Below are 22,921 nucleotides of genomic sequence, written 5' to 3'. Positions count from 1 at the left end.
GCGCCACGGGGATCCGGGCGCCGGGTCGGGTCAGCGCGCGGCGAGTTCGTCGGACGCCCGGGTCTGGGATTGCTCGTGCAGGTGCTGCAGCGAAGGGTTGCCGGTGTCCAGCGCGTTCAGCAGGCTCTCGACGTGAGCGAGCTGGTTGCACAGGCCCTTGCCGCGGATCCGGCCGTGCGCATCGAGGACGACGCCGTAGGGTGTCGTCCCCACCTGGTACGCGATGCCGACGTCTCTGGCGTCGACGTAGGCGAGCTCATCACGGATGTCGGCGCCCGCGAGGAAGGCTTCGTGCTCCTCCGGGGTCCCGTCGGACACCATGACGACGTCGAGGTGGCGGCGCTCCGCCTTCGCGAGCGCCTTGATTCCGGGGAGGAGGCTCTTGCAGGTCGAGCATTTGGGCCCCGTGAACATCAGCAGTTGGGGACGCTCGCGGTGGCCGCCGATGCTGACGGTTCGGCCGAGATGATCGGACAGCCCATCGAACGATGGCCCGACTTCGGCCACCTTCGGTCCGGAGTCCATCATCCGTGCGCCCAGTGGGCCCAAGCGCACCTGGATGCGTCCGAGCTCGCGCGCCAGGGCGAGATTCATCAGGAACAGGAAGGCGACGGCGACGATCAGGACGATCACCGAGATGAAGAGGAAGTGCGTCATGGGGATTCCTTCGGTCGAGTGGCGTCTGCGTCAGCGGGAGGGTGCGCGCAGCTCGTGCTGTGCGTAAGCGAGGTGGGAGTCGAGGGAGCGGCGCCCCGGGGTGATCACGGCGCGGGCCGCCAGTGCGCCGAGGACGGCTGCGAAGACCAGCACCGCGAGCGCCAGGCCGAGCAGCTGCTCGGGGAGAGGCGTCACCGCGATGCCATAGCCGCCGGGGACCAGCGCGAGTGCGGAGGCTGTTGCCGCGAGCACCAGCGCGCGGATGGCGTGGAACCAGGAGATCCGCGGCGTGCGGCTCTCGGACATGAACGCGAAGCACCCGCAATCCAGCTCTCGCCGCCCCCTGAGCAGGTTGATGGCGAGCGCTGCGAAGAACATCAGGAACAGCGCCGCTGCGGCGGCAGGGACGAGGGGGAAGGGAACGCCTGCGAGCAGGAGAGCACCGAGCAGGACCTCGGCGACAGGCAGCGTGGCCGCGGTGATCTGTTCCAGCGGCGCCGGCAGCAGTCGATAGCCCTGCACTGCCTGGAGCATGCCGCGGCGGTCGCGGAGCTTCGGGATGCCTGCCACCAGCAGCATTCCCCCCAGCAGTGCGGAGACAGCGGTGGGGATCATGGGTCCGCTCCTCGTCATCGTCCGGTCCTGCGGAGTGCGAGGGCCGGTGACATCGATGCTCACAGGACGGCTTTTCGGGGGTGCGTCTGCGCCGTAACGCTTCACGGACGGGGCGTGGGACACCGCATGCATCGCATCCCAGGTCGCGTCACACGACGGAAACTCGGTCGAAGCGAAACGGCAATCGCAGGCCCCTAGGTTCGCTGTACCGACCGGTCGAACTCGCGGGCGGCGGCGCGGCGACACGGCCGGCGGCGGGCAGGAGTCTCAGTGCGGGCATTGGAACGGGCGATCACCGAGCGGGTTCCGGTGGAGGGACTCGCGTCGGTGTCGCCGTTGCATGGCCTGCGGCGCCGACGCATCGGGCCGATGGATGTCGCCGCGCAGTCTTTCGCCGCCGTCGCGCCGGCCGGCGTCGCCTTGATGAACCCGGGAACGGTCAGCCGGGAGGCGGGTCCGTTCGCTCTCGCCTCCGTGATCACCACGGTCCTCGTCGTCATGCTCCTCGCGTTCGTCCTGAGCCAGTTCACCCGTCGCATCGCGAGCGCCGGATCGCTCTACACGTTCGTCGTGCGCGGGCTGGGCCCGCGCGCCGGTGTGGTCGCTGGGGCATGCCTCGGGGTCGGATACGGCAGCATCGCCGTCGTGTGCCTCGTGGATGCCGCGGCGCGCGTGCAACGGATGTCCGGTGGTGCCGTCGAGGTGGCGGTCCTCGTCGTCGTGGCGACGGCCGTGCTCATCGCCGCCGTGAACGCACTGGGAGTGCGGATCTCGACGCGCGTGCTCCTGATCGTCGAGGCGCTCGCGGTGATCACCGTGTCGGCCATCGCCGTGACTGTTCTCATCGGTTCGCAGGGCGCGCTCGCAGATGTGCGGCCGGTCGTCGGTCTGGACATGCACGCGGTGCTGGCCGGGGTCGCGGTCGGACTGATCGCCTTCGTCGGGTTCGAGTCCGGAATCGCTCTGGGACCGGAGACCCGACGTCCGCTGGCATCCGTGACCCGCGCGCTCGGCTGGACAGTGCTCGCCGTGTCACTCAGCTACCTGCTCGCAGCAACCGCGCAGCTCGCCGGTCAGGCGCCGTTTCACGAGAGCGGCGAGATCTCGGAGATCGCGGCGACAGGTCTCGGACTGCACGGTCTGACGGCCTTCGTCGAGGTCATCATCATTCTCTCGTTCCTCGCCTGCGCGCTGGCGACGACGACGGCGCTGGTGCGGCTGCTGTTCGTGATGAGCCGGGAGGGCCTGGTCGGCGACGTGTTCGGTCGAACCGGTGCCCGGGGGACGCCTGCGACCGGGGGTGCGCTGGTGGCTGCGGCTGTCGGCGCGGTGGCCCTGGCAGGAGCGGCGGTGCCGGCGGCTTCGGATGCGGTCAGGCACACCGCCGACGCGGCGGCGATCCTGGGGTACGTCAGCGTCTATCTGCTGGTGGCAGCGGCTGCCCCCGTCTTCCTCATGCGCATCGGCGAGTTCCGATGGGCATCGGCGCTGCCGGCTTTCGTGGTGGTCCTCGTCCTCGCGATGACGCTGGTGCACTACGTGACCGCCGTCCCAGCCGACCGTCTCGTCCACGTGCTGTTCGCCATCGGAGTGATCGCCCTCCTGGCTGTCCTGCTGATGCTGCGCGCTCAGCATCGCTCCGCTGTCCTGCAGCGTCTCGGGCTGTACGACCTTCCGGTCGCCTCGGACACGATCGGAGGAACACCGGCGGTTGCTGTGAACCAGCTGCCCAGAGCGGATGCCGAGCCATGACCCGTCCTCCACGTGGTGGCGGTGATCGCCTGGAGCTGGCTATGGAGGTGCTCGAACTCGTCGCCCAGCATCGCACCGGCATCTCTGCGAACGAGCTGGCGTCTGCGCTCGATATCCCGCGATCCTCGATGTATCGCATCCTGAACACGCTTGTCCGGCAGGAGTTCCTGGTGCGCCGGCCCGACCTGACCGGCTTCATCCTCGGCGTGCGGGTCGTCGAGCTGGCTCGACATGTCTCGGAACGTCGGAACGGACGGCACGACGTGATCCTGGCGCGACTCCGACAGGACACCGCCGGCGCCATCCACCTCGTCCGCTTCATCGGAGACCGGCTGGAGCTTCTGGACGAGGATCCGGTGCATCCGATCTCGGACGTGCGCGGCTTCCTCGCTGCGTCGGAGCGCTCGGCGGCCGGCCAGTTGCTGCTTCTCGAGTGCATCGAGCAGGGCGCTTCCGTCTCCGAAGGCGTCAGAGCGCTGACCGATGCGACTCTGACCCGTGGATACGCGCAGCAGATCGGCATGCTCTCGGCGGATCGCGCCTGCATGGCAGTGCCGGTGTACGCCGGCCCCCGACGAATCGGGGCCATCGCGCTCGCCGATGCGCCGAGCGCGATCTCCTCAGCCGCGCGACACGTGCCACGGCTGCGCGCGGCGGCCGATGAGGTCGCCGCGCTCTGGGCGCAGTCGTGAGCACGCCGTCTGAGCGCGCGATCACGAGGTCCGAACCGTGCCAGCACCGCGCCACTAGAGTGAGCGCATGGATTCACCGGGGAGTTCGGCGCTGACGCGAAGCCAGGTCGCCCGTTACGCGATCGGGTCGCTCGGCACCGGCGGGTTCGCCACTCTGCCGGGTCTCGTCCTCGTGTACTACCTCACCGATTCGCTCGGCGTCGCGGCACTCGCGGCCGGGGCGATCGTGACAGCGGCGAAGATCTGGGATGTCCTGATCGACCCCGTGATCGGCGGGCTCAGCGATCGGTCGTACGCGCAGGCGGGGTCGAGGCGGCGTTTCATGATCCTCGGCGGCATCGGTCTGCCGATCGCGTTCGTGCTGACCTTCGCCGTGCCCGGCGGACTGGGGCCGCTGCCGTCCGCCCTGTGGGTGCTCGTCGCCTTCATGCTCGCCGCGACCTGCTTCAGCCTGTTCCAGGTGCCGTACATCGCCCTTCCGGCCGAGTTGACCGACAGCTATCGCGAACGCACCCGCCTGCTCAGCTGGCGGGTGGTGGTGCTGACCATCGCGATCCTGCTGTTCGGTGCCGGTGGTCCGGAACTGCGCGGGCTGTTCCCCGACGACCCGCTGCGCGGGTACCTCGTGATGGCGCTCGTCGCGGGAGTCGTACTGGCCGCCGGGATGCTGGTGTCGGCGTCGGTCGCCCCGCAGCGCCCTCCGCTGCCGGTCGTCGCGGGAATGTCCATCGGTGCGCACTACCGCGCCGGCATCCGCGTGCTGCGCGAGAGCCAGCCGTTCCGCGCGCTGCTGATCACGTTCATGCTGCAGGGGTTGGCGACCGGCCTCATGCTGGCAGGCGCCCAGTTCGTCGCGCGCTGGATCCTGAAGGACGAGGGTGCGGTGACACCGCTGTTCGCCTCGCTGATCGCGCCGGCGCTGCTGATGGCACCGGTCTGGAAGCGCATCGCCGATCGCGTCGGCAAGGAACGCGCGTTCCGGCTCGCGAGTCTCGTCTTTCTGCTCGCGACGCTCGTGCTCGTGGCCATGACCTGGCTCCCGGGGTGGTGGATCCTCGCCCCCGTCGCGCTCGCCGGAGCGGCGTACGCGGGCATGCAGACGCTGCCGATGGCGATGCTCCCCGACGTCATAGCCGTCGACCGATCCGCGCACGACGGCGCGAACCGCTCCGGCGTCTTCAGCGGAGTCTGGACGGCGGGGGAGACCACGGGCATGGCGCTCGGCGCGACCGTGCTGTCGCTCGTCCTCGCCGTCACCGGCTACCTCGAGTCCACCGCAGGGGTCGCGGTCGAGCAGCCTGCCGCCGCCATCGCAGGCATCGCGGTGTCCTTCAGCATCCTGCCCGCCGCGTTGATGGCGCTGAGTCTCGTCGCGCTGTCGCGTTATCGGCTGCGCGAGCGCGACATCGCGGGGACGCAGGCGTGAGCGGCAGCATCCTCGGCCGCCTGCGCGAGCTGCGCGCGGCCGACGCGCCGACGCACGGCGGACATGTGCTCGCCTATGTCTACGATTCCGGGATGCCGGAGCTGGACGAGCTGGCGGATGCCGCGGCATCCCTCGCCCGGCCGGTGAACGGGCTGGACCCCACCGTCTTCCCGTCGGTCGCGGCGATGGAGCGCGACCTCATCGGCTTCGTGCGGCGAGCAGTGCACGGCCGACGCGACGTCGTCGGCTCCGTGACCAGCGGCGGAACGGAGAGCTGCCTTCTCGCGGTGAAGACGGCGCGCGATCTGTGGCGCGCAGAGCATCCGGATGCCGTGGCGCGCGGAACGCGTCCGCGGCTGCTCGCTCCTGCGACCGCCCACGCGGCGTTCCAGAAGGCGGCGCGGCTGTTCGACCTGGACTTCGATCCGGTGCCGTGCGGGCCGGACGGCGCGGTCGCGGCGGACGACCTGATCGTCCGGATGGCGGAGGATGCGGCGCTGGTGGTCGTGTCGGCCCCGGCGTACCCGTCCGGCGCGCTCGATCCGATCCGCGCGGTCGCCGCGGCGGCGAAGAAGCTCGGCATCCGGTGTCACGTCGATGCCTGTTTCGGGGGACTGGTGCTGCCGTGGTGGAGCGATGTGCCGGAATGGGACTTCCGCCTTCCCGGTGTGACGAGCCTGTCGGCTGATCTGCATAAATTCGGATACGCGCCCAAAGGCGTCTCGGTGCTGCTGCATCGTGGCCGCCGCCAGCATCGGGCGCAGTTCTTCGCCACGACGCGCTGGCCCGGCTACCCGGTCGTCAACCCGACGCTGCTCGGGTCGAAATCCGCGTCGTCGCTGGCGGCGGCATGGGCCATCGTCCAGCGGCTGGGCGATGAGGGCTTCGCGGAGCTGACCGCGTCGGTCGCGCGGGTCGCCGCGGGAATCCGTGACGAGGTCGAGCGCATACCGGGACTCGTGGTGATGGGCGATCCGGTGGGCCCTGCGATCACGCTGGTCGCGGACGTCGACGTGCCGTCAGAGCACCGGGTGGATCCGCACAGACTCGCCGATGAACTGGCGCGTCGGGGCTGGCGCATTCAGCACCAGCCCGGGTTCGTGCAATCGGACGGAACGCGAATTCCGCGCAGCGCGCATCTCACGCTGACACCCGTGCTCGAGCGGAGCGTCACGCATTTCCGGCGCGCACTCGGACAGGCAGCCGATGCCGTACGCGGTCGTCGCGCCGCCGATGGGCGCCTCCTGGCCGGAGCCGTACGCGCACTCGGGTACGGCTCCGATCGCGTGCCAGGGACGGCGGCATCCTGGCGCCTGCTGCGCGTCGCCGGCGCAGGCCAGGTCGCACCGGACCAGCCGATGGCGACGCTGATGGCGCTGATCGAGGAGCTGCCGGCGCCGGTGGCCGAGGCGCTGCTCTCCGAACTGCTGGCACGGATGTCCGAGCCGCGCTGACCCAGATCGCGCCGGATGCTGATAGCCTGGTCGGCTTGCTTCACGACGGGTGCGGTGGGCGGAAGGACGACCCACCGTGGGCTACATCGATGTCTCGGCGATCTCGCTGACCCTGCCGGATGGCAGGCCCCTCCTCGATGAGGTGACGTTCCGCGTCGGAGCCGGCTCGACGAGCGCGCTGATCGGCCCGAACGGCGCGGGCAAGACGACGCTGCTGCGGATCATCCGCGGTGACGCGGCGGCGGACTCCGGCGCCGTCACGATCGACGGCGGCCTCGGTGTCATGGACCAGTTCGTGGGACACGGCGAGCCGGGGCAGACGGTGCAGGAGCTGCTGATCCGAGTCGCTCCCGGCCGCATCCGAGCCGCAGCCGAGACGCTCGACGCCGCAGAGAACGCGCTGATCGAGCGCGATGAGCACGACACGCAGATGGCGTACGCCTCGGCGATCGCCGAGTACGCGGATGCGGGCGGATACGAGCACGAGACGGTGTGGGATCAGTGCACCGTCGCCGCCCTCGGCGTGCCGTACGAACGCGCGAGGTATCGGGAACTGGTCACGCTGTCGGGCGGCGAGCAGAAGAGGCTCGCTCTCGAGGCGCTGCTGCGGGGTCCCGACGACGTGCTGCTGCTGGACGAACCGGACAACTATCTGGACGTCCCGGCCAAGCGCTGGCTGGAGGAGCAGCTGCGCCAGACCCCCAAGACGGTGCTGCTCGTCTCGCACGATCGAGAGCTGCTCGCACGCGCCGCGGACCGGATCGTCACGCTCGAGCCCGGTGGCGCCGGTGCCACCGCGTGGGTGCACGGCGGCGGGTTCGCGACGTATCACCAGGCCCGCGAGGACCGGATGGACCGCCTCGACGAGCTGCGACGTCGCTGGGATGAGCAGCACGAGAAGCTGCGCACTCTCGTCGCGACGCTCAAGGTGAAGGCCGAGGCGAACGACGGCTTCGCGTCGCGCTACCGGGCGGCGCAGACGAGACTGCGCAAGTTCGAAGAGGCCGGCCCACCCGAGGAGCGTCCGCCGGCGCAGGATTTCGACATGCGCCTGCGTGGTGCGAGGACGGGCAAACGCGCCGTGGTCGCCGAGCGCCTGGAACTCACCGGCCTGATGCGGCCGTTCGACGCCGAGATCTGGTTCGGCGACCGCATCGGCGTGCTCGGATCCAACGGCTCGGGCAAGTCCCATTTCCTCCGGCTGCTCGCCGCTGGTGGAACCGACCCCGATCCGACGCTCGGGCACGTGACGTCGACGGGCGAGTCGGTCGCGCCGGTGCCGCACTCCGGGCGCGCTGTTCTGGGTGCCAGGGTCGTGCCAGGACTGTTCGCGCAGACGCATGCGCATCCGGAGTTCGCCGGGCGCACACTGCTGGAGATCCTGCATCGCGGTGACGATCGCCGGGCCGGGATGCCGCGGGATGCCGCGAGCAGCGCCCTGGACCGCTACGGCCTCGTCCGGCAGGCTCAGCAGGGCTTCGATTCGCTCTCGGGCGGACAGCAGGCGCGGTTCCAGGTGCTGCTGCTCGAGCTCTCGGGCGCGACGCTGCTGCTGCTCGACGAGCCGACCGACAACCTGGACCTGGAGTCCGCCGAGGCCCTCGAGGACGCGCTGACGCGCTTCGACGGCACGGTGCTCGCGGTCACTCACGACCGCTGGTTCGCACGCTCGTTCGACCGGTTCCTCGTGTTCGGGTCGGACGGCGAGGTGTACGCGGCCGACGAGCCGGTCTGGGACGAGCGCCGTGTGGTGCGCGCCCGCTGATCCGGGGAAGGGCACCGCGTCGGGGTCCGGGTAGGCTGGACGGGTGAGCATGGACATCGAACTCGGCCGAGGCAAGCGCGCACGTCGCGCGTACACGTTCGACGACATCGCGGTGGTGCCCTCACGGCGCACACGCAACCCCGAGGACGTCTCGACGGCGTGGACGATCGACGCCTACGGGTTCGACATCCCGGTGCTGGGCGCGCCGATGGACTCGGTCGTGAGCCCGGCGACCGCGATCACGCTGGGACAGCTCGGCGGCCTCGGCGTGCTCGACCTCGAGGGTCTGTGGACCCGATACGAGAACCCGGAGCCGCTGCTCGCCGAGATCGCGGGGCTCGCCCCCGCAGAGGCCACCCAGCGCATGCAGCAGCTGTACAGCGAGCCCATCAAGCCCGAACTGATCAAGGCGCGGCTCGCCGAGATCCGCGCCGGTGGCGTCACCGTGGCCGGATCCCTCACGCCGCAGCGCACCCAGGAGCTGTACGAGACGGTCGTCGCGGCCGGCGTCGACCTGTTCGTGATCCGCGGCACGACGGTGTCGGCCGAGCACGTCTCCAGCGCCGCCGAGCCCCTGAATCTGAAGAAGTTCATCTACGACCTCGACGTCCCGGTGATCGTCGGCGGCGCCGCGACGTACACCGCGGCTCTGCACCTCATGCGCACCGGCGCCGCCGGTGTGCTCGTCGGCTTCGGCGGGGGAGCGGCGTCGACGACGCGCGCGACCCTCGGCATCCACGCGCCGATGGCGACCGCCGTCTCGGATGTCGCCGCCGCACGCCGGGACTACCTCGACGAGTCCGGTGGACGCTACGTGCACGTGATCGCCGACGGCGGCGTCGGCACCTCGGGCGACGTCGTCAAGGCGCTCGCGATGGGGGCGGATGCCGTCATGCTCGGCGTCGCTCTTGCCCGCGCGACCGATGCGCCTGGCCGTGGCTTCCACTGGGGTCCGGAGGCGCACCATGCCAAGCTTCCGCGTGGCCGCCGCGTGGCCGTCGATGCGATCGCTCCGCTGGAGGAGATCCTCTTCGGCCCCGCACCCGTGGCCGATGGCACAGCGAACCTCATCGGCGCTCTGCGCAAGTCCATGGCGACGACCGGCTACTCCGACCTCAAGGAGTTCCAGCGCGTCGAGGTCGTGCTCGCTCCGTACGAGCAGGGCTGAGCATCCTCCTGCCGTGACCACACCAGAGCTCTTCCCTCCGACGCTGCGCGAGGTGATGCTGCGCCGGCGATGGATCGGCGTGCTCGCCCTCTGTCTGCTCGTCGCAGGGGTCTTCGCCTTCCTCGGACAGTGGCAGCTCGGACGGGCGATCCAGACCGACCCGCCTCTGGCCGGCGTCACGGAGCAGTTCCGCGCGCTGGATGACGTCGTCGTCCCCGGCGAATACCTCCCCGAGCCGTACGTCGGTCAGCGCACCGAAGCCACCGGCACGTGGATCGGCGGCGACTTCCTCGTCGTCTCGTCGCGGTTCAACGACGACGTCGAGGGCTACTGGGTCACCGGGCAGTTGCGGGTCGCGGACGGCGTGTCGATCGCGGTCGCGCTGGGCTGGGCGCAGGAGCGGGACGACGCGGATGCCGCGGCCCTCGCTCTCGAACAGACCGCCGCGGGTGCTGAGGCCACCGTCAGCGGGCGCCTCATCTCCGACGAGGGCGTGCAGGTCCCCCCGGTCGACGACCCGCAGCGCATGGATCGGATGTCTCCGGCGGCCCTGCTGAACCTCTGGCACGACGCGGATCGGCTCGCGGTCTATCGCCCGTACCTCGCCGGCTTCGAGGCTCCTGCCGGGCTCGTCGACATCTCGTCTCCGGCGCCGGACGAGCTGTCGCCGGTCAACTGGCTGAACGTGTTCTACGCGGCCGAGTGGGCGGTCTTCGCCGGCTTCGCCTTCTATATCTGGTACCGCCTCGCGAAGGATGCCTGGGAGCGCGAGGTCGAGGACTTCGAGGATGCCGCGGCTGCCGCATCCTGACCGATCCCGCGCGCATCTGCGCGTGCTCTGGTGCGCATCTGAGCGTTACTGAGGCGATTGCGTGAGCAGACGATGACGATTCGGCGAACACCGTTGCTCGTGTCCCCGGCCATCCGTATGCTCCCGATTATGTGTGTGCGCTGAGAGCGTCCACGGGCGGCGGTTTCACGAGGACCGACGCACTACCCGATCGAGGAGACAGCAACGATGATGCCAGCCCCCGATGCCGCGAACCGCACGGTTCCGGCGTCCTTCCGCAGGGGGCGCGTCAGCGTCCTCGCCGTGACCTGCGTCGCCGCCCTCGGCGCCGGCGCACTCGTCGCGTCACCCGCCTCAGCGAACACGACCGGAACAGGGGTCGTCATCAATGAGGCGTACCTGTCCGGCGGCAGCGCCGGCGCGCTGTTCACGAACAAGTTCGTCGAGCTCTACAACCCGACGTCCGAACCAGTGACCCTCGATGGGCTGTCGCTGCAGTACCGCTCGGCGACCGGAACCGCGGGCTTCAACGGCGTCGTTCCGCTCTCCGGCGCGATCCCGGCCGGCGGCCACTACCTGGTCCAGGGCGGCAGCAACGGCGCGAACGGGCAGGCGCTGCCGACTCCGGATGCCGTCGGCAACCTGAACCCGAGCGGCACCAACGGAACGCTCGCCCTCGTCGAGGGCACGGCGGCCGTGACCCTGACGCCCGGATCGATCACCGCCGTCGACGGTGTGATCGACCTGCTCGGCTACGGCACCTCGAACACGTTCGAGACGGTCGCCGCGACGTCGCCGACCGGGAACACCGACGTCAAGTCGCTGAACCGCGCGAATGCCGTCGACACCGACGACAACAGCGTCGACTTCACGCTGTCCGCGACGATCACGCCGCAGAACTCCGGCGCCACCGAGCCGGAGGAGCCGGAAGAGCCCGAGGAGCCGACCGCGGTCTCGATCGCCGAGGTGCAGGGCCAGGGCGACGTGTCGCCGCTGAACGGCCGGAACGTCACCGTCGAAGGCGTCGTCACGGGCGACTACCGCACCGGCGGATACAAGGGCGTCTCGATCCAGACCCAGGGCTCCGGCGGCGACGCCGACACGACGCCCGGCGTCTCCGACGGCGTCTTCGTGTTCCTGAACGCGCTGGCACCGACGCTCGCGATCGGGGACCTCGTCTCCGTCACCGGCACGGTCAGCGAATACTACGGCCAGACGCAGATCAACCCGGCAGCGGTCTCCGACGTCGCGGTCGTCACCGCCGGCGCAGGGCTTCCCGCTCTGACTCCGCTCGCCGACACCGTGACCGGAGCCGACCGCGAGGCCTACGAGAACATGCTCGTCGCGCCGACCGGCTCGTACCTGGTCGCCTCCAGCCACCAGCTGTACAACTACGGCACGCTGTGGCTGAACCCCGGTGAGCTGAACGTGAAGAGCACCGAGACCACCAGGCCGGGCGATGCGGCGAACGCGATCGCCGCCGAGAACCGTGCCGAGCGCATCCTGCTCGACGACGGATGGTCGTCGCAGGTCACGAGCAACGCCCATCCGGGCGAGCAGCCGTACTTCACGGCCGACACGGTGGTGCGCAACGGCGACGCGGTCGAATTCGCGGATGCCGGTCACGTGCTGCAGTACGGCTTCGACGACTGGCGGCTGCAGTCCGTCGTCCCGATCGACGACGCGAGCGATGCGGCCTACAAGGCCGGCTTCACCGCGCAGAACCCGCGTACGGATGCCGCGCCAGAGGTTGGTGGAGACGTGCAGGTCGGAGCCTTCAACGTCTACAACTACTTCACGACGCTGTCCAGCGAGAACCCGGATGCCCGGGGCGCCGAGACGGCCGAGGAGTTCGCGGTCCAGAAGTCGAAGATCGTCACGGCGATCAACGCGCTGGGCGCGGACGTCGTGTCGCTGATGGAGATCGAGAACTCGATCCACTTCGGCAAGCCGGCCGACTCGGCGCTCGCGGATCTCGTCGACGGACTCAACGCCGATGCCGGCTCAGAGGTGTGGGCCTACGTGCCGACGCCGGCCGCGCTGCTGGAGACCGACACCGACGTCATCACGAACGCGATCATCTACAAGAAGGATGCCGTGACGCCGGTGGGCGATAGCGCCACCATCGTCGACGAGACCGTGTGGGACAACGCCCGCGAGCCGATCGCGCAGACCTTCGACGCGGACGGCAAGCTCGTCTCGGTCGTCGCGAACCACTTCAAGTCGAAGTCGCCGCCGTCCGGCGGCGGCGCGGAGCCGGCTGATGGGCAGGGCTTCTTCAACGCCGACCGCGTCGCGCAGGCGCAGTCGCTTCTGGCCTTCACGGAGACGCTCGCGCAGACCAGTGGCAGCGACGATATCCTGCTGCTCGGCGACTTCAACGCCTACGGCCAGGAGGACCCGATCGACGTCTTCGCCCAGGCCGGCTGGACCGACCTGGTTCCCGCGAAGGCGACAGGGCAGTACACCTACACGTTCGACGGCGAGCTCGGCTCTCTCGACCACGCGATCGCGTCCCCGTCGCTGACTCAGTCCGTGACCGGCACCGGCGTGTGGGGGATCAACTCGCCGGAGTGGAGCGATCGCGGCTACGCGTTCGGCGCCGCCGAATCGGGCACGCCCTTCCGGTCCAGCGATCACGACCCGGTCATCGTCGGCATCTCGAGCGAGATCCCGCCGGTATCGATCGACATCGTCACGATCAACGACTTCCACGGTCGGATCGAAGCCGATGGCAAGGCTGCCGGTGCGGCAGTGCTCGCGGGAGCCGTGCAACAGCAGCGCGAAGCGAACCCGAACACCGTGTTCGCCGCCGCCGGCGACCTGATCGGCGCATCGACGTTCACCTCGTTCATCCAGGACGACAATCCGACCATCGACGCGCTCAACGCCGCAGGGCTCGATGTCAGCGCGGCGGGCAACCACGAGTTCGACCAGGGCTGGGACGACCTCGAGGGCCGCGTGCAGGACCGCGCGGACTGGGAGTACATCAGTTCCAACGTCTTCGTGACGGAGACGGGCGAACCGGCGCTCGCCCCCTCGTGGGTGACCGAGCTCGACGGCGTCGCGGTGGGCTTCATCGGAGCCGTCACCGAGGAGCTCGATTCCCTCGTGTCCCCGGATGGCATCGCGGATCTCGAAGTGCGCAGCATCGTCGACTCCGTCAACGACGTCGCTGCCGACCTCACCGATGGTGAAGCGGGCAACGGCGAGGCCGACGTGCTGATCCTCCTCGTCCACGAGGGCGCGACCAGCGCGGACGTCGCCAGCATCACGCCGGAATCCGCGCTCGGCGAGATCGTCGCGGGCGTGGACGACAGCGTGAGCGCGATCGTCTCGGCGCACACCCACCTCGCGTACAACCACGTGATCGACGGACGACCCGTCGTCTCGGCCGGTCAGTACGGCGAGAACTTCGGCCTGATGAATCTTCAGGTGGATGCCGAGTCGAAGGAGCTCATCTCGATCACCAACGAGATCAAGCCGCTCACGCAGGATGGCGTGGCGCTGTACCCGGCGGTGACCGAAGTGCAGTCGATCGTCGATGCGGCCAAGGCCGAAGCCGATGTGCTCGGTGCCGAGAAGGTCGGCGAGATCACGGCGGACTTCAACCGTGCGCGCCAGACCAATGGCTCGGAGAACCGCGGTGGCGAGTCGACGATCGGCAACTTCGTGGCCGATGTCCAGAAGTGGGCCACCGGCGCGGATGTCGCGCTGATGAACCCCGGGGGCATCCGCGCCAACCTCGCATACGCGAGTGCCGGCGCGGCGGATCCGGACGGCAATGTGACGTTCCGCGAGGCGGCGACGGTGCAGCCGTTCGCCAACACGCTCGTCACACTGGATCTCACGGGAGCCCAGCTCAAGAGCGTGCTCGAGGAGCAGTGGCAGCCGGCGGGGGCGAGCCGTCCGTTCCTGAAGCTCGGCGTGTCCGAGGGGCTGGTGTACACCTACGACCCGACGGCCGCTGTCGGCGAACGCATCACGTCGATCACGCTCGACGGCACGCCGATCGACCCTGTGGCGACGTATCTGGTGGCGGCGAACTCGTTCCTGGCGGCCGGTGGAGACAACTTCTTCACTCTGGCCGACGGTGCGAACAAGGCGGATACCGGGAAGATCGACCTCTCGTCGATGGTGGAGTGGTTCGATGCGAACGCAACAGCCACGCCCGACCTCGCGCAGCGCGCGGTGGGTGTCGCGCTGAGCGCCGCGGATGCCGACGGCTACAGCGCCGGCGACGAGGTGACGATCGCTCTCTCCTCGCTGAACTTCAGCGCCGGTGAGGCGAACGGCTCCGAGGTGACGGTAGCGCTGGGCGAGACCGTGCTCTCCTCGGGTCAGATCGACCCGACGATCGTCGACACGACCGACGAGGTGGGCCGCGCGAGCCTGACGTTCACGGTGCCTGACGGCGTGTTCGGCGAGCAGTCGCTCACCGTCGCCGTCGCCGGCACGGGGACGGCGGTCCAGGTTCCGTTCACGATCGCAGGCTCCGAGCCGGTGGAGTTCGCCGGCACCATTGAGGTGCCCAAGAAGGTCTCGGCGGGCAAGACTCTCAGCGTCGCAGGTGCCGACTTCGAGCAGGGTGAGACGGTCACCATCCGGTTGCAGCCCAAGAAGGGTGACGCCATCGACCTCGGCGAGGTCGTGGTCGGCGAGGACGGCTCGTTCCAGGCATCCGTCACGGTGCCGAAGAACACCCACCCCGGCAAGCACACCGTCCAGGTGTCGCAGGCCGACGGCGACACCGCCACGGCCACCGTCACCGTCAACCGCGGCGGTGGCAAGGGCGCGGTGCGCGACATCCTGGAATCGATCTGGGATCTGATCACGGGCTGGTTCTGATCCGCTGAATCGCGAAGGAGGCCGTCGGGAGCGATCCCGGCGGCCTCCGTCGTATTCGGCTCAGGCTGCCGGCGCCCAGACGAACCCGTCCGGATCCGTCGCGCCGCCGATCGTGCTGCTGATCGCCAGGCGATGCGAGCCGCTGCCCTCGGAATCGACCCCCACGGACTTCGCGAGTGCCGCGCGCTTGTACAGGCCCAGCCCGATCGAGCCCTCCGGCGTGTCGAGGTCGACGTAGCTGCCGAAGCTCTTCTTCACACCGATACCGCGATCGACGTAGAACTGCTTGCTGTCCGACACCTTCTCGGCGCCGAGCAGCAGCACGACGTTCTCGATCTCCCTGCTCGCCGGATCGGTGTCCTTCTTGCTCGAGGTCGCGATGTTCCAGATCGCGCCGTCCGGTGCCTGCACGGCGCCGCCGAAGCCCCACAGGGACTTCGCGGCCGGCTTCAGGACCGTCGCGCCGGCGGCGATCGCGTCGTCCAGTAGCAGCCGTGCATCGGCCGGCTGGGCGACGATCAGCGACAGCGTGTAGCCGCGGAAACCGCTCGTCGCGGCATCCGATGCGTGCAGCCGAAGGCGATCGCCGAGCCCGAAGACGCGGGAGTAGAAGTCCTGAGCCGCCGAGAGGTCGGAGACCTCGAGAGTGAGGGATTCGATGCTGTTCATGTCCATCACGCTACGGTCCGGGATCGGGCGGGACTTCTCGATTCCTGACCGACCTGGCGGCGCCGCCCGCACGCCAGGAGCGGTACCGGTGCGCGGGTAGACTGGACCTCATGCGCGAACCGAAAGCAGCCTCCTTCCCGAAGATCCGCGGGGCGCTGAAGTTCTACCAGATCGCGTCGATCATCACCGGTGTCATGCTCCTGCTGCTGCTGGCCGAGATGATCCTGAAGTACAGCCCCACGCACATCGAGCTCTTCGCGGGCGGTTCGGGCGGCTTCCTCTGGTTCGCCCCGGTCATCGTCGGCGACGGATGCCAGTGGTATTCGCTGTTCGTCCCCGGCGGGATGGGCTGCGAGCTCGACTCCACCGGGCAGACGGCCGGCGGCCTGAACCTCTCGCAGTTCGTCCTCGTGGCGCACGGCTGGTTCTACGTCGTCTACCTGTTCGCGTGCTTCCGCGTGTGGAGCCTGATGCGCTGGGCATTCCCGCGCTTCATCATGCTCGCACTGGGCGGTATCGTGCCGCTGCTGTCGTTCTTCATGGAGGCCAAGGTCTCCCGTGAAGTGAAGATCTATCTCGCTTCCCGCGAGGCCGCGATCGCGGCCGACGCATCCGACCCCACCACTCAGGAGGCCGCGCGATGAGCGCTGACACCGCCCAGCGTCCCGTGCTCGTCGTCGACTTCGGCGCGCAGTACGCCCAGCTGATCGCCCGCCGCGTCCGCGAGGCAGGCGTCTACAGCGAGATCGTCCCGCACACGGTCACGGCCGCCGAGATCGCGGCGCAGAACCCGGTTGCGCTGATCCTCTCTGGCGGCCCCTCGTCCGTGTACGAAGAAGGTGCTCCGGCGCTCGACGGCGGGATCTTCGACCTCGGCATCCCGACCCTCGGGATCTGTTACGGCTTCCAGGTGATGGCCCGCGCCCTCGGCGGCGAGGTCGCGAACACCGGCCTGCGCGAGTACGGCGCCACGGATGCCGCGCTCACCGGAGATGGGGGAGTGCTGCTCGGAGGACAGCCCGACACGCAGAACGTGTGGATGAGCCACGGCGACCAGGTCGCGCGTGCACCCGAGGGCTTCGAGGTGCTGGCGTCCACCGAGGCGACTCCGGTCGCCGCCTTCGGGAGCGCGGAGAAGTGCTTCTACGGCGTGCAGTGGCACCCCGAGGTGAAGCACTCCGACCACGGTCAGGAGGTCATCGAGAACTTCCTGCACAAGGCCGCCGGTCTCGCCGCGGATTGGAACAGCGGCAACGTCATCGAGGAGCAGGTCGCGCGCATCCGCGAGCAGGTCGGTTCGGCGCGGGTCATCTCCGCGCTCTCCGGCGGCGTCGACTCCGCCGTCTCGACCGCTCTCGTGCACAAGGCCATCGGCGACCAGCTGACGGCGGTCTTCGTCGATCACGGTCTGCTGCGCAAGGGCGAGCGCGAGCAGGTCGAGCAGGATTACGTCGCCTCGACCGGCGTGCGCCTGATCACGGTGGACGCCGCCGATACGTTCCTCGGCTTCCTCGAGGGCGTCACGGATCCCGAGGAGAAGCGCAAGATCATCGGCCGCGAGTTCATCCGCGCTTTCGAGAAGGTCCAGCGCGAGCTCGTGGACGAGGCCAAGGCATCCGGCGAGCCGGTCAAGTTCCTCGTGCAGGGCACGCTGTACCCCGACGTCGTCGAGTCCGGCGGCGGCACGGGAACCGCGAACATCAAGTCGCACCACAACGTCGGCGGCCTCCCCGATGACCTCGACTTCGAGCTCATCGAGCCGCTGCGCACCCTGTTCAAGGACGAGGTCCGTCAGATCGGCCGCGACCTCGGACTCCCCGAGGCGATCGTGGGACGTCAGCCGTTTCCGGGCCCCGGCCTCGGCATCCGCATCGTGGGTGAGGTCACCGCTGACCGCCTCGAGATTCTGCGCGACGCCGACGCCATCGCCCGCGAGGAGCTGACCAGGGCGGGTCTCGACCAGGAGATCTGGCAGTGCCCCGTCGTGCTGCTGGCCGACGTCCGTTCGGTCGGCGTCCAGGGCGACGGCCGCACCTACGGTCACCCGATCGTGCTGCGTCCGGTGTCCAGCGAGGACGCCATGACCGCGGACTGGACGCGCCTTCCCTACGACGTGCTCTCCAAGATCTCCAACCGCATCACGAACGAGGTGCGCGAGGTCAACCGGGTCGTGCTCGACGTCACGTCGAAGCCCCCGGGGACCATCGAGTGGGAGTGACCTGAACGCAGGAGCGGATGCCGAGGCATCCGCTCCTGCGTCGTTTCCGGCCACGGATGCCTCAGGCGGATGCCGCGACGATCCGCGCCGCCTCCAGGACCGTCACGCCGCGCGAATCCGGGTAGCGCCGTCTGCCAGCAACGCACGGATGCCGAGAGCCTGGGCGCCCTGGACGTCGGCGATCGGGTTGTCGCCGATCATCCAGGTGTCGGAGCCGGCGTCCGCCGCCTCGAGCGCGTACCGGAAGAGTGCCGGGTTCGGCTTCTCGATGCCCACGGCCCCGCTCGTGATGGTCAGGTCGACGTGCAGCCCGAGGGCGTCGATCAGCGCGGGGAGCTCTGGCCCGTGGTTGCTGAGGATCACGTTGGCGTATCCGGCATCCCGAACCAGATCGAGGGCATCAGCGGCGCCGTCGATCAGCTCCCACGCATCCAGACGGTAGAACTGCGCCGCGACCTCGGACGCGGCTGCGACCGCGACGCCATCACCGACGCCGCAGGCGCGGTATGCGCGCTCGAAGACCGGGCGGAGCCGTTCCCACCATTCCTGCGGAGCGAGCGGCGACGTGGTGACGTCCGGGGTGTGCCAGGGGAAGCCGGTGCGCAGGTGCGGCCGCACGTCTTCGCGATCGACGGCGATGCTCGCATCGACCTGTCGCAGCGCGTCGATGAGCGCCCCGGCGAACAGGCCGTCGCGTCGCGCGAGGGTGCCGTCGAAGTCCCAGAAGACGACGCGCTCGGCCACAGGCGAGTCCGTGACCGCGGTCAGAACCGTCGCCCGCCGGAACGGCCGGACGACCGGCTCCCGCCGGAGGATCGGCTGCTCGAGGAGCGCGAGGACCCTCCCCACGACGAACGCGAGGAGGAGGAGCGCGACGAACCGCCCCACCCGGAGGAACTGCCGCCACCACCGCTACCGCCGTTGCCGCCGAACGCACCGGAGAGGGCTCCGAGCACGACTCCGCCGATGACGAACATCACGATGAGCCCCAGTGCGCCGTCGGCGACGCTGACGCTGCTGAAGAATCCGATCACGCCTCCGGTGATCCCGCCCCAGACGGCCTTTCCGCCGGTGCCATCGTCCTCGTCCTCCACATACGCGTAGGAGCGCTTCCACGTCGTTCGTCCGCTCGCGCTGGCGGTCGGCACGTCGAACATGACGGCGTCGCCCTCAGCGGGAGCGGACGACCGGACGAACCGCCGGCTCTCCGGCGCGGCCGGCGATCCGATCAGACTCTGCACCTGCTCGGCGGCGGCGAGCGCGGACGCCGCTCGCAGCTCCGCATCGCCGGATCCGGTGGCGGCGACGGCCTCGGCGAGCTGCCGCTGCGCGAAGTACAGGCGGGTCAGGGGGAACGAGCTCACCTCGCCCGGTCGCGCCTGCACCGAGAGCTCCGCCGCTCGCACGGCGGCCTTCGCTCTGTCGAGAACCGACCCTGCTTCCTGCGCCGGCGCCCCTGGCGCTGCTGCCGAGGGCTCCGTGGTCCGTGATGCGAGTGCGTCCGCTTCGGCGCCGACGGCATCCCGCAGATCCTTCGCCTCCGCGAGCAGTCGCTCGATCTCGTGCACGGCCACGGTGATGGCCCTCGGCCGGCGCGCGTCCACCGCCTTCTGCAGCGCCTCGAGCTGGACGTCCGCGGCGCGAAGCCGGCCGTCGATCTCGTCCGGATTGTCCGCAACGCCGACGAGCTCGGTCGCGGAGAACGCCGCTGCGAGAGTGGACAGGCGATCCGCGGCCTCGCCGGGGAAGGCCGAAGCGGCCTCGCGCTCGGACCGCAGCCGGGTCAGCGTGTCGGCCGCCCCGTCCGCCAGAGCCCGAAGCGATGCCAGCTCCCGCTTGCGTCCCTCGAGGTCGTCGTCGACCTGCCCGCACAGCCGGATGATGGCATCGGTCCAGGACCGGGTGTCGTCCGGGCTGTCCTCGTGGGCATCCTGAAGCTTCTCCAGAAGCGGGAACGCCTCCTGCAGGCGGCCTCGGCATTCGGTCAGCACGGCGGCGAACTCGGTCGTGGTCTCCTCGCCGAACTCCGCGGTGACGAAGCCGAGCTCCTGTTCGCTGGTGCGCACCGCCTCATCGGTCTGGACCAGCAGGCGCGCGGCGCGCTTCTTCTGGCCCTCCAGGGTCCGCAGCTCGGCGGCCAGGGCGGCCCGTCGCCGCAGGAAGATCACGAGACGCGCGACGAGGAAGATGATCAGCGCGAGACCTGCGAGGCCGAGCACCCACACCCACCACGGCCAGGGGACTTCGTCGAATTCGTCGGCGACGTATTCGATTCCGCCGACCCAGTCGTCGTCGGCGAGATACTCCGCACCGAGCTCGTCCTCGATGTCGAGCACGCGGGACTCGGACAGCGGTCCGGCTGCGACCCCGTCATCCCCGTACTCGGCTGAGATGGCCAGGCTGCGACCGTCGGTGGCGATCGCCAGCAGGTACTGATCCGGTGCGAGATTGCTGCGCAGCGCCGTCTCGTCGGCCCAGGTGAGCGCGTTGCCCGGGTTCTCGAAGTCCGGCACGAGCACGACGAAGAGTTCGGGGCGCCCCTCGGCTGAAGCCAGTTCTCCGAGCTGCTGCTCGAGCTGCGCTTCCTCCGCATCGTCGAGCACGTCGGACAGGTCCGTGACGTAGCCCTGATCGAGTTCCGGCGGGGTCTCGGCGTGCGCGGCGCCGGAGCCGATCATGAGGGCAGTGAGCAGCGCGACCAGTCCCCAGGCGCGCGTCGGTCGTATCCGCTTCGTCACCCCCAGAGGCTATCGCGTCGGCCCGCAGAGGATTTTCGGAAGAAATTCGGATGCCGTGTCGATCCGGTGTCTTCCCGTTCGACGTCTTCAGTGAGAGGGTCGAGACACGGCCCCACATCAAGGAGAACAACCATGAAGTACATGCTGATCATGCGCGCAGACGACTCGGGTGTCGAGGCGTATCAGGAGATCCCCTTCGAGCAGATCATCGAGGCCATGGGGAAGTACAACGAGTCGATGATGAAGGCCGGCGTGCTCGTGGCCGGCGAAGGGCTGACGGACGCAGCAGAGGGCTTCGTCGTCGACTACTCCGCCGAGACGCCGCTCGTCACCGACGGTCCGTACGGTGAGACGAAGGAGCTGTTCAACGGCTTCTGGATCATCGAGGTCTCGTCGCGTGAGGAAGCCGTCGAGTGGGCCAAGCGCGCGCCCCTCGGAGCCGGTGCCTTCCTCGAGGTGCGTCGCGTCACGGAGATGAGCGACTTCCCTGAGGACAACGAGTGGATCCAGAAGGAAGAGGGCTGGCGCGAGGAGCAGGCGCAGCGCGCCCAGGGCTGACATGAGCGAGACCTCACCCGCGCCAAGGGCGCACTCCACAGACGTGGAGCGCGCCCTCGCCGCCGTCTGGCGCATCGAGTCCGCGAAGATCACGGCGACGCTCACCCGCATGGTCGGAGACTTCTCGTCGGCCGAGGACCTCGCGCAGGAGGCGATCGTGGAGGCGCTGAAGCAATGGCCGTCGGAGGGGGTGCCGCGAAACCCGGCCGCCTGGCTCACCGCCGTTGCCAAGCGCCGCGCGATCGACGGCTGGCGGCGTCAGGAGCGCTTCGACGACCGCGTGGCGGCGATCGCTCACGATCTCGAGAAGGAGCAGGCGGATGCCGCGACCGCCGACCCCTGGGACCCCGACGAGATCGATGACGACGTGCTGCGGCTCGTGTTCATCTCCTGCCACCCCGTTCTCTCCCGCGAGGCGCAGGTGGCGCTGACGCTGCGCGTCGTCGCCGGACTTTCGAGCGAGGAGATCGCGCGCGCGTTCATGATCCCGACCGCGACCGTCCAGCAGCGCATCGTGCGGGCGAAGAAGACACTGGCCGCAGCGAACGTGCCGTTCGAGGTGCCGCCGAGTCAGGAGCAGCCGGCGCGGTTGAGCGCCGTGCTGGGAGTGCTCTACCTGATCTTCAACGAGGGCCACGCGGCCTCGAGTGGCCCGGACTGGATGCGTCCGGAGCTGAGCTTCGAGGCGATCCGTCTCGCACGGGTGCTCGTGGCGCTGCTGCCGAAGGAGCGCGATGCCCACAGCATCCTCGCCCTCATGGAGCTCACTGCGGCGCGCTTCCCGGCCCGCATCGACGCGAACGGCGACCCGGTGCTCCTCGGCGATCAGGACCGCCGACGCTGGGACCGCGGCCGCATCACCGCCGGGCGAGCGGCACTCGCCCGCGCCGACGATCTCGGTGCCCGCACCGCGTACGGTCTGCAGGCGGCGATCGCCGAGTGCCATGCCGTCGCACCCTCCATCGGCGACACCGACTGGGATCGCATCGTCGTGCTCTACGAGGCGCTCGGCCGCATCGCGCCGTCGCCCGTCGTCGAACTCAACCGCGCCGCGGCGATCGCGATGGCCACCGGGCCCGCATCCGCGTTGCGGGAGATCGACCGTCTCGCGTCCTCAGGTGCGCTGAGGGGTTACCACCTGCTGCCGGCTACGCGCGGGGAACTCCTGCTGAGGATGGGCCGCGAGGACGAGGCGCGCGCAGAATTCGCGGCCGCTGCCCGGCTGGCGGGCAACGACCGCGAACGGGCCGTTCTGGAGGCCAAGGCTCGCGACTGAGGTCAGTCGTCGACCTTCTGACCGCGGCCGACGATGAGCCCGTAGATCAGCAGCACGATGATCGCGCCGCCGATGGCGAGCAACCAGGTGCCGAGGTCCCAGAACTCCGTGAGCGGACGGTTCAGCAGGAGACTGCCCAGCCAGCCGCCGAGGATCGCACCGACGACGCCGAGCAGAAGGGTGATGAACCACCCGCCGCCCTGCCGTCCTGGCAGGATCAACTTGGCGATCGCACCGGCGATCAGTCCGAGGAGGAGGAATCCGAGGAAGCTCATGGTGGGCTCCTTTTCTGTAG

General features: G+C 69.5%; 18 protein-coding genes. 12 read left to right on the top strand and 6 right to left on the bottom strand.

What is annotated here, in order from left to right; genetic code table 11:
• Nucleotides 1-30 precede the first annotated feature (30 nt).
• Nucleotides 31-657 (bottom strand): redoxin domain-containing protein, encoded by a 627-nt coding sequence (locus ACI7YT_RS14305; RefSeq protein ID WP_406246299.1) that lies wholly within the window; start codon nucleotides 655-657, stop codon nucleotides 31-33.
• Nucleotides 658-687: 30 nt separating this feature from the next.
• The gene (locus ACI7YT_RS14300) at nucleotides 688-1,272 is read right to left on the bottom strand and encodes a MauE/DoxX family redox-associated membrane protein (RefSeq protein ID WP_406246298.1); all 585 of its coding nucleotides are present in this window, start codon (nucleotides 1,270-1,272) and stop codon (nucleotides 688-690) included.
• A 270-nt stretch (nucleotides 1,273-1,542) separates the two neighbouring features.
• Here ACI7YT_RS14300 and ACI7YT_RS14295 point away from each other — a divergent pair, with 270 nt between their 5' ends.
• From ACI7YT_RS14295 to ACI7YT_RS14260, 8 genes are all read left to right on the top strand, one after another.
• A complete protein-coding gene (locus ACI7YT_RS14295) occupies nucleotides 1,543-3,024 on the top strand; it encodes an APC family permease (RefSeq protein ID WP_406246296.1) in 1,482 nt (493 codons plus the stop codon).
• The gene (locus ACI7YT_RS14290) at nucleotides 3,021-3,716 is read left to right on the top strand and encodes a helix-turn-helix domain-containing protein (RefSeq protein ID WP_406246295.1); all 696 of its coding nucleotides are present in this window, start codon (nucleotides 3,021-3,023) and stop codon (nucleotides 3,714-3,716) included. Before ACI7YT_RS14295 ends, ACI7YT_RS14290 begins: the two co-directional genes overlap by 4 nt.
• Nucleotides 3,717-3,783: 67 nt before the next feature.
• Nucleotides 3,784-5,142: an MFS transporter gene (locus tag ACI7YT_RS14285; protein ID WP_406246293.1), complete on the top strand. Its 1,359-nt coding sequence runs from the start codon at nucleotides 3,784-3,786 to the stop codon at nucleotides 5,140-5,142.
• Nucleotides 5,139-6,596 carry a pyridoxal phosphate-dependent decarboxylase family protein gene (locus ACI7YT_RS14280; protein WP_406246291.1) on the top strand — a complete coding sequence of 486 codons (1,458 nt, stop codon included), beginning with the start codon at nucleotides 5,139-5,141 and terminating at the stop codon, nucleotides 6,594-6,596. The genes ACI7YT_RS14285 and ACI7YT_RS14280 overlap by 4 nt, the downstream gene beginning before the upstream one ends.
• A 76-nt stretch (nucleotides 6,597-6,672) precedes the next feature.
• Nucleotides 6,673-8,361: an ABC-F family ATP-binding cassette domain-containing protein gene (locus ACI7YT_RS14275; protein ID WP_406246289.1), complete on the top strand. Its 1,689-nt coding sequence runs from the start codon at nucleotides 6,673-6,675 to the stop codon at nucleotides 8,359-8,361.
• Between the two features lie 49 nt (nucleotides 8,362-8,410).
• Nucleotides 8,411-9,529 (top strand): GuaB3 family IMP dehydrogenase-related protein, encoded by a 1,119-nt coding sequence (locus ACI7YT_RS14270; protein ID WP_406250588.1) that lies wholly within the window; start codon nucleotides 8,411-8,413, stop codon nucleotides 9,527-9,529.
• Between the two features lie 55 nt (nucleotides 9,530-9,584).
• Complete coding sequence (locus ACI7YT_RS14265) at nucleotides 9,585-10,340, top strand: SURF1 family protein (protein WP_406250587.1); 756 nt, start codon at nucleotides 9,585-9,587, stop codon at nucleotides 10,338-10,340.
• Nucleotides 10,341-10,547: 207 nt separating this feature from the next.
• On the top strand, nucleotides 10,548-15,167 hold the full coding sequence (locus ACI7YT_RS14260) for an ExeM/NucH family extracellular endonuclease (RefSeq protein WP_406246287.1): 4,620 nt from the start codon (nucleotides 10,548-10,550) through the stop codon (nucleotides 15,165-15,167).
• Nucleotides 15,168-15,227: 60 nt separating this feature from the next.
• On the opposite strand, the gene ACI7YT_RS14255 is transcribed toward ACI7YT_RS14260, so the two are convergent.
• Nucleotides 15,228-15,836 (bottom strand): VOC family protein, encoded by a 609-nt coding sequence (locus tag ACI7YT_RS14255; RefSeq protein ID WP_406246286.1) that lies wholly within the window; start codon nucleotides 15,834-15,836, stop codon nucleotides 15,228-15,230.
• Nucleotides 15,837-15,946: 110 nt separating this feature from the next.
• Here ACI7YT_RS14255 and ACI7YT_RS14250 point away from each other — a divergent pair, with 110 nt between their 5' ends.
• Nucleotides 15,947-16,480 carry a DUF3817 domain-containing protein gene (locus ACI7YT_RS14250; protein ID WP_406246284.1) on the top strand — a complete coding sequence of 178 codons (534 nt, stop codon included), beginning with the start codon at nucleotides 15,947-15,949 and terminating at the stop codon, nucleotides 16,478-16,480.
• On the top strand, nucleotides 16,477-18,054 hold the full coding sequence (gene guaA, locus ACI7YT_RS14245; protein WP_406246282.1) for a glutamine-hydrolyzing GMP synthase: 1,578 nt from the start codon (nucleotides 16,477-16,479) through the stop codon (nucleotides 18,052-18,054). Before ACI7YT_RS14250 ends, guaA begins: the two co-directional genes overlap by 4 nt.
• A 102-nt stretch (nucleotides 18,055-18,156) precedes the next feature.
• Here guaA and ACI7YT_RS14240 read toward each other — a convergent pair whose 3' ends face one another.
• Nucleotides 18,157-18,798, bottom strand: coding sequence for an HAD family hydrolase (locus ACI7YT_RS14240; protein WP_406246280.1), 642 nt, complete (start codon nucleotides 18,796-18,798; stop codon nucleotides 18,157-18,159).
• A 20-nt stretch (nucleotides 18,799-18,818) separates the two neighbouring features.
• Nucleotides 18,819-20,792, bottom strand: a complete 1,974-nt coding sequence (locus tag ACI7YT_RS14235) for a TPM domain-containing protein (RefSeq protein WP_406246278.1) — start codon at nucleotides 20,790-20,792, stop codon at nucleotides 18,819-18,821.
• A 132-nt stretch (nucleotides 20,793-20,924) separates the two neighbouring features.
• Here ACI7YT_RS14235 and ACI7YT_RS14230 point away from each other — a divergent pair, with 132 nt between their 5' ends.
• Complete coding sequence (locus ACI7YT_RS14230) at nucleotides 20,925-21,350, top strand: YciI family protein (RefSeq protein WP_406246277.1); 426 nt, start codon at nucleotides 20,925-20,927, stop codon at nucleotides 21,348-21,350.
• 1 nt (nucleotide 21,351) lies between these two features.
• Complete coding sequence (locus ACI7YT_RS14225) at nucleotides 21,352-22,626, top strand: RNA polymerase sigma factor (protein ID WP_406246275.1); 1,275 nt, start codon at nucleotides 21,352-21,354, stop codon at nucleotides 22,624-22,626.
• Nucleotides 22,627-22,628: 2 nt separating this feature from the next.
• Here ACI7YT_RS14225 and ACI7YT_RS14220 read toward each other — a convergent pair whose 3' ends face one another.
• The gene (locus tag ACI7YT_RS14220) at nucleotides 22,629-22,901 is read right to left on the bottom strand and encodes a GlsB/YeaQ/YmgE family stress response membrane protein (RefSeq protein ID WP_406246274.1); all 273 of its coding nucleotides are present in this window, start codon (nucleotides 22,899-22,901) and stop codon (nucleotides 22,629-22,631) included.
• Nucleotides 22,902-22,921: the final 20 nt, after the last annotated feature.

The sequence above is a fragment of the Microbacterium sp. M genome, assembly GCF_045181065.1.
Taxonomy (GTDB): Bacteria; Actinomycetota; Actinomycetes; order Actinomycetales; family Microbacteriaceae; genus Microbacterium.
The sequence above is the reverse complement of the archived record's forward strand: the minus strand, read 5'-3'. Positions and strand labels throughout refer to the sequence as shown.

Bases quoted from the DNA above. Each gene is read 5' to 3' on its own strand.
- ACI7YT_RS14290 (WP_406246295.1), top strand. From the start codon at position 3,021: ATGACCCGTCCTCCACGTGGTGGCGGTGATCGCCTGGAGCTGGCTATG.
- ACI7YT_RS14220 (WP_406246274.1), bottom strand. From the start codon at position 22,901: ATGAGCTTCCTCGGATTCCTCCTCCTCGGACTGATCGCCGGTGCGATC.
- ACI7YT_RS14285 (WP_406246293.1), top strand. From the start codon at position 3,784: ATGGATTCACCGGGGAGTTCGGCGCTGACGCGAAGCCAGGTCGCCCGT.
- ACI7YT_RS14270 (WP_406250588.1), top strand. From the start codon at position 8,411: ATGGACATCGAACTCGGCCGAGGCAAGCGCGCACGTCGCGCGTACACG.
- guaA (WP_406246282.1), top strand. From the start codon at position 16,477: ATGAGCGCTGACACCGCCCAGCGTCCCGTGCTCGTCGTCGACTTCGGC.
- ACI7YT_RS14260 (WP_406246287.1), top strand. From the start codon at position 10,548: ATGATGCCAGCCCCCGATGCCGCGAACCGCACGGTTCCGGCGTCCTTC.
- ACI7YT_RS14225 (WP_406246275.1), top strand. From the start codon at position 21,352: ATGAGCGAGACCTCACCCGCGCCAAGGGCGCACTCCACAGACGTGGAG.
- ACI7YT_RS14230 (WP_406246277.1), top strand. From the start codon at position 20,925: ATGAAGTACATGCTGATCATGCGCGCAGACGACTCGGGTGTCGAGGCG.
- ACI7YT_RS14300 (WP_406246298.1), bottom strand. From the start codon at position 1,272: ATGATCCCCACCGCTGTCTCCGCACTGCTGGGGGGAATGCTGCTGGTG.
- ACI7YT_RS14265 (WP_406250587.1), top strand. From the start codon at position 9,585: ATGCTGCGCCGGCGATGGATCGGCGTGCTCGCCCTCTGTCTGCTCGTC.
- ACI7YT_RS14305 (WP_406246299.1), bottom strand. From the start codon at position 657: ATGACGCACTTCCTCTTCATCTCGGTGATCGTCCTGATCGTCGCCGTC.
- ACI7YT_RS14250 (WP_406246284.1), top strand. From the start codon at position 15,947: ATGCGCGAACCGAAAGCAGCCTCCTTCCCGAAGATCCGCGGGGCGCTG.
- ACI7YT_RS14255 (WP_406246286.1), bottom strand. From the start codon at position 15,836: ATGAACAGCATCGAATCCCTCACTCTCGAGGTCTCCGACCTCTCGGCG.